This is a genomic window from Fimbriimonadaceae bacterium (assembly GCA_019638775.1).
GTDB lineage: Bacteria > Armatimonadota > Fimbriimonadia > Fimbriimonadales > Fimbriimonadaceae > JAHBTD01.
This window is the reverse complement of the sequence record JAHBTD010000004.1, coordinates 17,002-29,304: the sequence shown is the minus strand read 5'-3', so window position 1 is coordinate 29,304 and position 12,303 is coordinate 17,002. Positions and strand designations below refer to the sequence as shown.

At 56.2% G+C, this 12,303-nt stretch carries 11 protein-coding genes; 6 read left to right on the top strand and 5 right to left on the bottom strand.

All coding sequences use genetic code 11. The annotated features are described in order from the left end of the window. Nucleotides 1-254 precede the first annotated feature (254 nt). Nucleotides 255-1,259, top strand: a complete 1,005-nt coding sequence (locus KF784_14350; GenBank protein ID MBX3120243.1) for an aldo/keto reductase — start codon at nucleotides 255-257, stop codon at nucleotides 1,257-1,259. Between the two features lie 890 nt (nucleotides 1,260-2,149). After that, the gene (locus KF784_14345) at nucleotides 2,150-2,971 is read left to right on the top strand and encodes an N-acetylmuramoyl-L-alanine amidase (protein ID MBX3120242.1); all 822 of its coding nucleotides are present in this window, start codon (nucleotides 2,150-2,152) and stop codon (nucleotides 2,969-2,971) included. Here KF784_14345 and KF784_14340 read toward each other — a convergent pair. Beyond that, on the bottom strand, nucleotides 2,968-3,732 hold the full coding sequence (locus KF784_14340; protein ID MBX3120241.1) for a hypothetical protein: 765 nt from the start codon (nucleotides 3,730-3,732) through the stop codon (nucleotides 2,968-2,970). The genes KF784_14345 and KF784_14340 overlap by 4 nt on opposite strands. Nucleotides 3,733-4,029: 297 nt before the next feature. On the opposite strand from KF784_14340, the gene KF784_14335 reads away from it, so the two are divergent. Further along, nucleotides 4,030-4,650, top strand: a complete 621-nt coding sequence (locus KF784_14335; GenBank protein MBX3120240.1) for a hypothetical protein — start codon at nucleotides 4,030-4,032, stop codon at nucleotides 4,648-4,650. 131 nt (nucleotides 4,651-4,781) lie between these two features. On the opposite strand, the gene KF784_14330 is transcribed toward KF784_14335, so the two are convergent. Beyond that, a complete protein-coding gene (locus KF784_14330) occupies nucleotides 4,782-5,204 on the bottom strand; it encodes a DinB family protein (GenBank protein MBX3120239.1) in 423 nt (140 codons plus the stop codon). A 113-nt stretch (nucleotides 5,205-5,317) separates the two neighbouring features. On the opposite strand from KF784_14330, the gene aat reads away from it, so the two are divergent. The 3 genes from aat to sucC all read left to right on the top strand — a co-directional run bounded on the left by aat (nucleotide 5,318) and on the right by sucC (nucleotide 8,667). Then, the gene (gene aat, locus KF784_14325) at nucleotides 5,318-5,950 is read left to right on the top strand and encodes a leucyl/phenylalanyl-tRNA--protein transferase (protein MBX3120238.1); all 633 of its coding nucleotides are present in this window, start codon (nucleotides 5,318-5,320) and stop codon (nucleotides 5,948-5,950) included. A 28-nt stretch (nucleotides 5,951-5,978) separates the two neighbouring features. Next, a complete protein-coding gene (locus KF784_14320) occupies nucleotides 5,979-7,292 on the top strand; it encodes an MFS transporter (protein ID MBX3120237.1) in 1,314 nt (437 codons plus the stop codon). 223 nt (nucleotides 7,293-7,515) lie between these two features. Further along, complete coding sequence (gene sucC / locus KF784_14315) at nucleotides 7,516-8,667, top strand: ADP-forming succinate--CoA ligase subunit beta (protein ID MBX3120236.1); 1,152 nt, start codon at nucleotides 7,516-7,518, stop codon at nucleotides 8,665-8,667. A 115-nt stretch (nucleotides 8,668-8,782) separates the two neighbouring features. Here the strand turns inward: sucC and KF784_14310 are convergent, their stop codons facing one another. From KF784_14310 to KF784_14300, 3 genes are all read right to left on the bottom strand, one after another. Further along, nucleotides 8,783-10,246 (bottom strand): glycogen synthase, encoded by a 1,464-nt coding sequence (locus KF784_14310; GenBank protein MBX3120235.1) that lies wholly within the window; start codon nucleotides 10,244-10,246, stop codon nucleotides 8,783-8,785. Nucleotides 10,247-10,496: 250 nt separating this feature from the next. Further along, a complete protein-coding gene (locus tag KF784_14305; protein MBX3120234.1) occupies nucleotides 10,497-11,585 on the bottom strand; it encodes an ankyrin repeat domain-containing protein in 1,089 nt (362 codons plus the stop codon). A 188-nt stretch (nucleotides 11,586-11,773) separates the two neighbouring features. After that, nucleotides 11,774-12,244, bottom strand: a complete 471-nt coding sequence (locus KF784_14300) for a hypothetical protein (protein MBX3120233.1) — start codon at nucleotides 12,242-12,244, stop codon at nucleotides 11,774-11,776. Between the last annotated feature and the right edge of the window lie 59 nt (nucleotides 12,245-12,303).

Sequence of the window (12,303 nt, the reverse complement as noted above, 5' to 3'; positions counted from 1 at the left end):
AAGTGGTCGGCAAGTTGTCGGCAAGTAGTTCCTAAAGTGAGGAACGATGAATTTTGAGTGATGAATTGGGATCACGCTAATACCTAGTTGAATCTACTGTCAGTGGCTGTTTAGTCATTTCGTGCGTTGCTAACCGGGGAACCGGTTTCCTCCACTGTAAGCGGTGAGGGCAAGGGAAGGAACAACACGTTAAGTCGGTGCCCCTGAAAGCGCGAATAAATTCGCGCACTCCCAAAAAGGGGCAGAATAGAACCATGGAATACCGCTCGCTCGGGCGCACTGGCGTCCAAGTTTCCGTTGCTTGCCTTGGAACGATGACCTTTGGCTGGGAGCCGCAGGATTGGGGCTCGACCGAAGAAGAGTCGATGAAGGTGATGAAGAAGGCCTTCGACATCGGCATCAACTTCTTCGACTGTGCCGACGTTTACGCTCGCGGCACCAGTGAAACGATCCTCGGCAAGGCGTTGAAAGGGAAGCGGGACGGCGTGGTGCTCGCCACCAAATGTCACGGCAAGATGTCGGACACCGACCCCAACGCATGGGGCAACTCGCGCCGGCATGTTGTGGAGGCTTGCGAGGCTTCGCTGAAGCGGCTGAACACCGACTACATCGACCTTTATCAGATCCACCGACCGCAGCCGGACATCCCCATCGACGAAACGCTGAGGGGGATGGAGGACCTGGTCAGGGCTGGGAAGATTCGGTATGCGGGGTGCTCCACTTATGCGGCGTGGCAGGTGTGCGAGGCGCACTATGTGGCGAGGATTCTGGGCACGGCGGGCTTTGTCTCCGAACAGCCGCCCTATAATCTGCTGGACCGCCGGATCGAGCGGGAGCTTTTGCCGTTTTGCCGCACCTATAACTATGCCGTCCTGCCGTGGTCGCCGCTGGCAGGTGGGCAGTTGAGCGGGAAGTACCTTGAAGCAAAGCCCAAAGAGGGTCGATACTCGACCTCCGATCCGATGAATCGCGTGAGCAAGCAGTCCACAGATGTGGTGCGTCGGCTGAAGCGGATCGCTGACCGAAACAACATCTCGCTGACGACGCTGAGCCTTGCCTGGGTGGCGGGGCAGCCGGGGATCACTAGCCCGATCATCGGGGCGAAGAGTCCGAAGCAGCTGGAGGAGTCGGCTGCCGCGCTAGAGGTGAAGCTGTCGGAGAAGACGATGAAGCAGATTGACGAAGTGGTGGCGCCAGGGACAAACGTGCTGGCGTATTACGAGGCGAAGTTCGGGCCGAATGCGAGGCCGGGAGTCTGAGACAGCGATCGGCTGGCGGCTATCGGAGACCAGAAACAGGATAACTCCCTCTCCCTTGATGGGAGAGGGTGACGAAGAACGCGGTTGGTGCTTGGGGCTGCAGTTGTCGTGCAGGATGCTCTGAGCGGTTGGTCGCAAACGAGTGCTTTAGCTGAGGGAGTGGTTCCAAGCTTAGGCTGCGCTGTCCAACCACCCCCTCCTTTGATTCCTCCCCCATCAAGGGGGAGGAGTGTCTTGAAGCCTTGGACTGCGATACTCAGACAAGGTCGCTCTGTCTGATCACCCCCTCCTTTGATTCCTCCCCCATCAAGGGGGAGGAGGGTCCTGAACCCTGGACTGCGGTGCTCAGACAAGGCTGCGCTGTCCAATCACTCCCTCCTTTGGTTCCTCCCCCATCAAGGGGGAGGAGGGTCTTCAACGTTGGATTGCTGTACTCAGACAAGGTCGCGCTGTCCAATCACCCCCTCCTTTGATTCCTCCCCCATCAAGGGGGAGGAGGGTCTCCAACCTTGGATTGTGGTACTCAGACAAGGCCGCGATGTCCAATCACCCCCACCCCGTTCGCTTCGCTCCCGGACCTTTCCACCTTCGCGTTGCTCAGTCGGAGCCACCATCAAGGGGGAGGAGACTTCGTTCCGAAGAACGGGAGTCCCCTCCACGTCAATGGGAAAGGTATATCCAGACTACACATTACAATAAGCGCTTAACCTATTGACAAACCCTATCCCTTAGATTTACGCTAGATATCTCAACGGAAGCTGTTTCAAGAATGCACAAAACCCATGTCAGCGCGACCCGAACCCTGTGCGCTGAGCGGTGAAGGCGCCTTCAAGTGAGGGCAAACTACGTGTTCGTACTTGAGAGAGTTATCTGTGTAGGGGAGGAAACGAATGGCACATCTCAAACCCGAGTGGCTGCAAGACTGTAAGATGTCGCGCGTGATCGCGCACTGGACCGCGGGGGCGCACAAAGCTTCGAGCTTGGACAAGGCTCATTACCACTTCATTGTCGAAGAAGACGGCAAGGTCATCAAGGGTGATCACGACGTCAAGGACAACGTCAACACGGGCGATGGCGATTACGCTGCCCATACGAAAGGCACGAACACTGGCTCGATAGGGGTTTCGGTTGCCTGCATGGCTGGGGCACGGCAGAGCCCATTTTCGGCGGGGAGCTTCCCGATGACGCGCACTCAGTGGCTGGTGATGGCGGAGGTTGTTGCCGAACTGTGCGCGTTCTATAAGATCAAAGTGACGCCCACTACTGTGCTTGGACATGGCGAGGTGGAGCGCAACTTAGGCCGTCCGCAAGCTGGAAAGTGGGACCCTATGGTTTTGCCGTGGGATACGACCATGCGCCCCAATGAGGTTGGAGACACTTTCCGCAGTATCGTGCAGGCCAAGCTCGACGGCGCTGATGCTCAGGCCGACCCACCGATCAACGTGACTTTTCGAATCTCTGGACACAATTTTGACGCGTTGATGATGAATGAGAGCGTGTATGTGCCGTTCCGAAAGGTTGCTACCGCGATGGCTTGGGTGATTCCGTTTGCGGATGGCTCGAAGATTCGCTTTGTGGCTGACGGGGCCGAGCATGAAGTGGAGTCGATCCTTCATCAGGGGTCGGGGTTTGTCTCGGTAAGGGACCTTGCCAATGCTATTGGGAAGGCGATCACTTGGGACGGGCCGACGAAGACGGCGGAGATTGGCTAGGCGAGCGAAGATTCGTCGATCTCTTCGACTGGGGTCTGATCGGCTGTGGGCTGCGCAAGGTTTTCGCGCAAGTTGGATTCTGTGTGCGTATAGGCTGCCTCTTCGAGACGGTTAAAAAGTTTGCGCATCTTGGCTTTATCTCGTCGGTAGGCATTGCCTGCAAAGCCGCGAAGAATCTGTAGCCAAACTCCCACGCTTGCCAGGGCAAGCATAACTTTGCCAGCAATCGGCAAGGCCGCTATCGAAAACACGCCGATTGCGGTTAGCAGCGCGGTAAAGCAAGTAATGATTAAGCCAACTGCAACCCCGTCGTCTATATGAGATTTCAGTCTCAGCAGCGTCTTTCCGCCCTGCTTTTGCGCGAGCACATGCACATAGCCAAGGCCGTGTTTATGCCGCCAGCTATAAGTGTTTCCGCTGATATTGCCGCCGTTCTGTTCAGAGAATTGGGCATTCATCTCCCCCACCATCGCTTGCCATGACTCTTCGGAGAGTTCGACGTCAAGCATCCGCTCGATCTCGTACTCTTCTGGCGCGCCAAGCCACCGTTCTTGGGTAGTGATCATGTCCAGTTCTTGATACTGGCGAATGGCCTCCTCGACGTTCTTGGGCTCAATCCCGACCTCTGACGCGACACGGGCAAGGTCGTCTCGGGTGAGGCCGTCGGGATGCGAAATCTCCCCTTTGGACGATTCGATCTCCATCGCCCGTCGCAGAATCGCGCTGGCCTCCTTGTCGGTGAATCTATCGTTCTCCCTCATCGCTCGTTTTAGTTTACGACACGGAAAAGTTTAGGTTCCAAGAGGGTGCATTGACTGCTGCAGGTCCTGAGAGCTTGCTAAGCACATGAAGCAACTCACGCGATCTGCGGCAAATTCGGGTACAAATCGTAGGCTTGCGGCGGGCTGGACTTTTGGTTGTCGGTGGGCCTTGGTCTTGTCTGTGGTCCTGGGAGAGGCAATCCTTCTGCCGCATTTGATCGTCTGACAATTATTAGCTTCCTTCGGAGCCTGCGTTATGGTGCGGGTTTTGACTCAGTTGGAGAGATTTTTATGAATATGATGAAGCGCTTTTGGCCGGTCGTAATGGCTGGGATACTCTTGACTGCGGCTGCGGCTGCCCAGGTTGACACGAAGAACTGGACACGGTTCTCAACCAAAGACGGCAGTCTTTCTTTGATGTTGCCGCAGGGTTGGGGCATGGCTGACGCGAACGATCCCAAGCTAAAGGAGACGATGGCAAAGCTGACCAAGGAGAACCCGAAGCTCGTTGCGATGATGAAGCAGAACGAGGGGAACTCGGATATTCAGCTTATGTCTTACGACTTCAGCGACGGGAACCTTGAGGACGGCATGGACAACATGAACGTCATTGTCAAGGCGAATCCGGGGATCACCGAGAAGGACTATAACGACGTTGGTAAAGAGGTTCTTGGGCAAATCCCGTTCACGGGCAAGAGCGAAATGAAGATCGTGAATCTTCCGGTGGGTAAAACGCTGACCTACTGGGGAACGATGGAGCTTTCGATGGACGGCTCAAAGCTCTCGATGGACATCCTTGGCGCGTTCTTTGTGAAGGGCGACAAGATGTATATCATCACGCTCACCGTTGGGAAAGACGGGCTGAAGAATCAGCGAGAGAAGCTGGATCAGATTTTGAAGACGATTAAGGTTTCGTGAGTAGCTGGTAGCTGGTAGCTGGAAGCTAGGAGTGAGTAGCGGGTGAGTTAGCAACGGGTGAAGTTGCCGTTGTGCGTTCTACTTGTCAGGTCTGAATCACACGCTCCTAGCCGCTCACTCCCAGCACTCAGCTACTCAGACCCGTAGATCTCGTATGCGTTCCAGTCGGGATTGAGCTTTAGCCGTAGCTGCACGATTTGGCCGACGTGATATGCGTCGTGAAGCGCGATGTAATTGAAACCGTACATCGCCGCGTGTTCGTCGTCCTCATTAAGCGCGGCTTCGACAGCTTGGGCTCGCATAGCGTCTCTTTGTTTCAGCAGGTTGGCAAAGGACTTATCGGCGATTGAGAACGACCCCCAGTCGTGCTTGCCGCCTTCGGTGTCTGTGAGCACTGCCTGATAACATTCGCAAAGATGCTCAAGCGTTTCGCGTGGGCTCATGGCTCCGTCGTGAAGTTTCGCGTCGAGATCTGCTTCGGGGAAGCCCTCAAAAACCTTTTCAATCTGCATTTTTGTTTGGTCAAGAGCGTATTTAAGATGTTCGTGACTCATAGCTGGGATGATTGTACACATTAAATAGAAAGATGTCCACTATTTTCAGTTGAAATGCCGATGTTTCACAATTGTCTTATGATTGTGCTTTTGGGGAAGGAGAGGGCCGTGAGATGAGCGCTCCGCCCTTGGGTACGCCGGGGCATGAGCTCTCGCCTTGGATGATCCGATACGCCTACTCGCGTGGCGTTTTCCCAATGGCAGAGAGCGACGGCACCGTGTTTTGGTACGAGCCAGCGGTTCGAGCGCTGTTCCCGATTGATGGGGTTCACGTTTCGCGCTCCTTGCGCAAGAGGATCAATCGTGGCGACCTCCAGATCACCTTTGACGAGATGTTCGAGCAGGTGATGCGGTGCTGCCTGCGCCCCTCGGACAACTGGATCAGCGAGGACATCATTCGGGTGTACACCCAGATTCATGCGGAGGGTTGGGGGCACTCTTGCGAGGTCTGGTGCGATAGCGAACTGGTGGGTGGAATCTACGGCATTGCTCTGGGAAACTGCTTTAGCGCGGAGTCGATGTTTCATCGTCGCACTGATATGAGCAAGGTAGCGCTTTGGGCGATGGTGGAGAAATGCAGAAGCTTGGGTTTTACGATCTTTGATGCCGAGCTTATGAATCCCCATCTGGCTTCGATGGGCGCGTATGAGATCACGCAGTTTGAGTACTTAGAGCTCTTAGAAGTCGCTAGTCGGCAGGATAATCCTTGGGACCGGGGTTCGTTCCGAGACCGCAAGGACATTTGAGCGGGTATGGTTACGCAGGTCCGACCCCATGCAGATCGACGCCACCTCAGAACCGGGTTCGAACCCCGTCTTTAAAGATCGTCTCTCTTGGTATTTCGGCGTGTCCGCCTACTGGTTTGCCACGAGTTTCAAGTGGTTCATGATTCTGGGCACCCTGGTTTCGGGGCAGCTCTTTTCCATCATCCCGAAGGGTAAGGACAACGCGGCTTGGGGGATGGTCTTTACCATCGGTGCGATTTGGGCGCTGTTTGGCCCAGCGTTTTTTGGCTCGGTGAGCGACCGGTTCTTGTCTAAATATGGGAGAAGGAAGCCTTTTCTCGTTTACGGCACTGTTGCGACGGTCATCGCGCTTGCCATTCTTGCCAACTCCACCCAGTTCTGGATGTTCATCGTAGGCTATCTGATCCTTCAGATTGCCGACGATATTGGCACGGGGCCGTACGCGGCGCTTATTCCCGAGATCATTCCCGAGTCACATCGCGGGCGGGCAAGCAGCGTCCTTGCTTTGCTGCGGCTGGTTTCCAACATCTGCGGCGGTGTGACGGCGATGGCGCTGACCCACGTTGGCTACACGTACACTTTGATCGGCGCTCTACAAGTCGTGTGCGTGGGCTTGGTGCTTTGGCAGCTCAGAGATTTTCGAGACGGCAAGTCCACAGCCAAAGTTACAGACAAAGCGAAGTTTGACCTGCGGGGATTCTTTAGAGGCTGGGTAGAGCCTTGGCGGCGCTACGACTTTCGGATGGTGTGGTTCCTCACCTTCACGGTGACGCTGGGCTTTTACCTGGTCCAGCCGTACTTAAAAAACTACCTTCGCGACAGTGTGGTTGTGTTCAACGCATTCGGATATCTGATTAGCGATGCCGATCCGGAGAGCGCAGCGCAGAAGGCTTACGGCTTGCTTGCGTTGGTCGTGTCTGTGTTCGGGGCGCTTGGCTCGGTTTGGGCTTACCGTTTGTCGGACAAGAAGGGCCGCAAGTGGGTGATGAAGATTGCCGGGCCGATCACCTTTCTTCCCCTGATCCCGTTTGCGCTCGTGCCGAATTATTCGGCGATGTTGGTGTTTGCGCCGTTCTTTGGATTTGGCTATGGAGTGTTTTTGTCGGCTAGCTGGGCGCTTGCCAGCGACATCGTCGCACAGGGTGAAGAACAGGGTCGGGACATGGGTTTGTGGCAGGCCAGTTGGTCCTCCACACAGATCGTGGCTGGACTGTTTGGGTGGGTGATCGACGGGCTGAACAGGTTTCACAAGGGTTGGGGTTATTCGGCGGTGATTTTGGTTGCGGCGGCGCTGTTTGGGGTGGGGAGCGCGTTGGTGCAGCGGGTGAAGGGGGCGAGGTGAGGGGGATGGGCGTTGGGCGTTGGGCGTTGGGCGTTAGGGCATTGGGGCGTTTGGGTGTTAGGGCGGTCAGGCGTTCGGGTGTTGGGGCGTTTGGGTGTTAGGGCGTTGGGCGTTCGGGGGATAGGTAATCGTAATTCGTAAATCGTAAATTGAGTATCCGTGTTTGGTCTGGCCCCAAAAGCTCAGTGGCTGGCGCGCAGAAACGGTATCCTCTCAGAGTCCTATGAAGCTCCACGAGTATCAGTCGAAAGACCTTCTCGCCAAGTACGGCGTACCTGTCCCCAAGGGCGATGTGACCAGTGACCCTGAAGAGGCGCGCCGCATGGCTGCCGAGATCGGCAGTAGGGTCGTTGTGAAGGCACAGGTGCTGATGGGAGGACGCGGCAAAGCGGGTGGCGTCAAGCTGATGGACACGCCCGACGAGGTTGCCGCTTTCACAAAGGAATTGATCGGCAAGAAGCTTGTCAGCATCCAAAATCCGGCTGGCATGGTTGTGGAGAAGGTGCTTGTCGCGGAGGCGATCGATATCGACAAGGAGTTTTACGTTTCGGTGCTCCTCGACCGTGACGAGCAGAAGAACGTCGTCATGATCTCTGCCAAGGGCGGGATGGACATCGAGGAGGTCGCTGCGACGGACCCGGGCGCGATTGTGAGGTTGCACGTTGACCCGGCTTGGGGACTGTGCGACTATGAACTTCGAGACGCATTGGCAGAGGCACAAATTCCAGCCGCAGCGCGAAACCAGCTAGGCTCCCTTATCAAAAAGCTTGTGAAGGCTTTCCGCGAAAATGACGCCGATCTCATCGAGATCAACCCTTGCGCCGTGACCACAGACGGCAAAGTCATTGCGGCGGATGCGAAGGTTTCTATCGACGAGAATGCTCTTTTCCGACTGCCCGAATACAAGGAGACCGCTGAGGATGCGGCTGAGGACCCGATCGAAGGGGAAGCATCGCGTCGTGGCATCGCCTACGTTCGACTCGGCGGCGATATCGGCATTATTGGCAACGGCGCTGGCTTGGTGATGTGCTCGATGGACGAGGTGAAGGCAGCGGGTGGCAATCCGGCTGACTTCCTGGATGTGGGTGGCGGCGCTCAGGCCGAGAGGGTCAAGAGCTGCGTCGAGCTGATCATGATGGACAAGAACGTCAAGGGTCTGCTTATCAACATCTTTGGCGGCATCACCCGATGCGACGAAGTGGCCAAAGGCCTTCTATCGGCGTTTGCCGAACTGAACGTGACGATGCCGGTTGTTGCACGAATTGAAGGCACAGCTGCCGAAGAAGGCAAGAAGATCCTTGAGGGCAGCCAAATCGTCCCGGCTACAACGATGCAGGAAGCGGCTCAGAAGATTGTTGAGCTGGCGTATGCGTAGCTAGGGGCGTTGGCAAGTTGTCGGCAAGTTGTTGGCAGGTGGTCGGCATGTTGTCGGCAGGTTGTTGGCAAGTGGTTGGCAGGTTGTTAGTAAGTGGTTGGCCAACGATTGCGTATCACGCGGTCCTCTTCTCTCCAACACGTTGCCGACTTAGGATAGCCTTCTCATAGAGTTCGACATAGCTCTCGGCGCGCTTGGTCCAACTGTTGTCTTCTTGCATACCGGCTAGCTGAATCCTTCGATACAGGTCACCTTCGCGGTAAGCCTCGGCTGCGCGTTTGAGGGCATCAAAGAGCGCATTGGGTGAACTCTCCTTGAACGCAAAGCCGTTCACTCCCTCATGGACCGTGTCGACGAGTCCACCCGTCGAACGGACGATGGGCACCGTTCCGTATCGCATGGCAAAAAGCTGCCCCAGACCGCAGGGCTCGAACGCGCTTGGCATGAGGAACATGTCGGCTCCGCCATATACCTTTTGGGCAAGCGTCGCGTCGAATGCCTCGAAGAATCGGAAGCTCTCGGGCCTTCGCTTCTGCGCGGCGCGAAACTGCTCGGCAAGCCACGGGTCGCCCAGACCCTGAACGACGATGCGCATGGGGAGGTCTTGCACGTCATCCAAGATCGCCAGCAGCAGGTCCATCCCCTTTTGGTTGCTGAGGCGAGTGACGGCGGCGACAATCGGTGCGTCTAAGTCGTTCGGAAAGCCGCAGAGCTTGGCAAGAGCCTTGCGGCACTTGGCCTTTCCACGGAGATCGTCAGCGGAGTAATGAGCGGGCAGATGGGGGTCCGTTGCAGGATCCCAGCGCTCGGTATCAATTCCGTTGACGATCCCACTCAGCTTGTTCTGGTTCGCCAGATGAACCATGAGGCCTTCGAGCTGACAGCCGAACTCTGGCGTTTGAATCTCTTTGGCGTAGTTCTTACTGACGGTATTGACCTGGTCGGCATAGACCATTCCTGCCTTCAAAAAGTTGAACATTCCGTATGTTTCGAGCTGGTCCATGTTGAAGAGCGACCAGTCTAAGCCAAGTTCGGGAACAGTGCTGGGCTCAAACTCGCCCTGATACGCAAGGTTATGGATGGTAAAGATGGATGCGGTTTCGGACCAGAGCGGGGCGTGCACCCCTTCGCGCATGAGTACGGGAATGAGGGCAGCGTGCCAATCGTTGGCGTGAACGACGTCGGGCTGCCATTCGAGCATTCCACATGCTTTGAGTACAGCTTGGGCAAAAAACATGTACTGTTCCTTGCCGGGCAAGTAGACCGTGGTGCTGTCGGTGGCCTCGGTGAACCATTGGTCGGTGCCGACGAGATAGACGGTTACGCCGTCGTGGAGCGCCTCTTTGACATATGCGATCTTGGTGAGCCCAGGTCCGACCTCAACGGTGAACTCTGCGATTGTGGTTTGAAATCCCCACTTCGGATCCTCTTCGACGAAGCGGTACGCGGGCATAAAGATGCGGCAATCGTGCCCCTGCGCGTTTAGCGCTTTTGGGAGCGATCCGGCAACGTCGGCGAGCCCACCGACCTTTGCGAACGGCTCCACTTCTACGGATGCGAAAAGTATTTGCAACGGCATTCCACTCAATCCCCGGTTACGGACGATCCAAAAATGCGGAAAGCGCCGCGCGAGTCTCAAGAAACCCGTCGCGACGCCCCTCGCTGGTATGTCACTTAATTTTGCAGCGTCTCAATCTCTTCTTAGCTGCCCACAATGTTCAATGTGGTCTTTCCTCACCTGGCAACCCACCGGGCTGTTAGTGTTACCGGGTTTGGGGATAACGTGCCTCAAAGCGGCTTCCCAGCAAGCTTGCGGGTGGTTAGCCACCTTAAGGGACGCTGCGTAAGTAGTCGGCGACCTCCGGTTGATTGCAATAAGCCGCCCAGTCTAGCGGTGTGCCATTGTGATGGATGTCCTTGATGTCGAGCTTTGCTCCGTGCTCGACGAAGACACGCACGACCTCCAGGTGCCCGGCATAAGCCGCCTGATGGAGCGGTGTGCTGTGTGAATGAAGGCCGACAGGATTGTATCGGTTTGGGTCGATGCCCGCTTTGAGGAGCAGCTTGACGATCTCGGTGTGTCCGAACATCGCAGCAAGAGGCAACGCGAGGTTTCTGTCGCTCTCGCTGGCTTGGGGAAGGAGCTTGCGGGCAGAGTCCTCCTGCCCGAGCGCTGCGGCAACATAGAGCGTTACGGTTGCGCCCGACTCAATCAGCGCCTTGGCGGCTTCAAACTCTCCGTGCGCAAGCGCGGGCAGCAACGCGCCGTCGGGGGCGGCTCCGTATTTACAAAGAAGGTTGATGAGTGGGCCTTGCACATTCATCTCTCGCACGACCATTCCCGAACACGCCAACGAGAGCGTGTAGCTAAGGTCTTCAACGTCGTCTCTAGCTCCGGCGTCGAGGATGATCTTGGCGATGTCTACAATGTTCGGCGGGAGCTTCCCGTGCCGGATAGGATTCTCGGCGATGAACTGAAGCAGGCTTGGGTTGTCGAAGTAGTTGCCCCCTTCGAATGTCACGTGCTGACGGACGAGGTCGGGATATTGAAGCAGGTGCTGGGTAAGGCCCTTGGCATCACCTGCGTCCAGAAGGTCTACCGCCTTGCGGAAGATTGGGTCTTCGATCCGCTCGTGGTGGGGGACTTCGTAGCCTGGGGGCTTTCCTTTTTCCACTTGGGCTTTGAGTTTCGCCCAACTTTGAAATCCGTATTCACGGGCTATCGCCAGTTGAGCGTCGGATAGAGTGAACCTTGACGCAGCAATCCTGGCGTCATCCGACTTGGCGTGATGGGGATGAAACTCACGGATGCGTTGGAGAGCGTCAGGAGTTTGGGCCGCGTGGGCGGCGAGGAGGTCTCTGGCCTGGTGCTTGAGATGATCCAGGCTCGGACTGTTTGGGAGTTGTTTTGTTGGCATAGTGAACTTCCTCTCGCGTTGTGCCTGGCGTCCGCAATGGCAGGCTGAAAGTAAGTTCCTGATTGTCGTGTGAAGTGTTGGGTGGACTTCTGTCCTTTCCGCGGACTGGATGCGCCCCGAGCGCTCCCTAGTGTTACCGCGAATCCGCTAGGGAAATCAACCTTTGGGCTTGGAGCAGTCTCTGCAGACTAGAGCCGCAGCGGAACTTTGACGCTCGGAAACTTCTGCGATTCGGCTTCCATACTTCCGGCGAAGGTTCGGAAGACTTCCCAGTAGATGCTGGGTCGTTCGAGCTCGTGCCACAAATACTCTGAGTGGTTTGCCATCCGAACGTAGTATCCAAACATGTAGTGGGCGATCTCGGGCCGGATCAGTTGGGAGTTCATCATCAGCGCGATCTCTTCGAGGAAACCGATAAAGTTTCGGCGTTGCTGGTGAGGGATTTGGGTGAGCCTTGGGTCATCGGTGCGGAGCAGTTCGAGGATTTGTTGGTATTCGACGGTTTCAAGAAAGCGTCGGCGCATGTTTACGAACTGGACAGCTCGGCGTTCACGACCCTGGTGGGCGTATTCACGAACACCACGGATCAGCGTGATGAGCGCGACGGCCCCGGCGACGATGATCGAAAGGTCCTTGATTTCTTGTATCAGCGGATCCATGGCTTTTTTGATTATCACAGACCCACAGAGAGGTGACCAGTCGTTAAGACCCTGTGAAG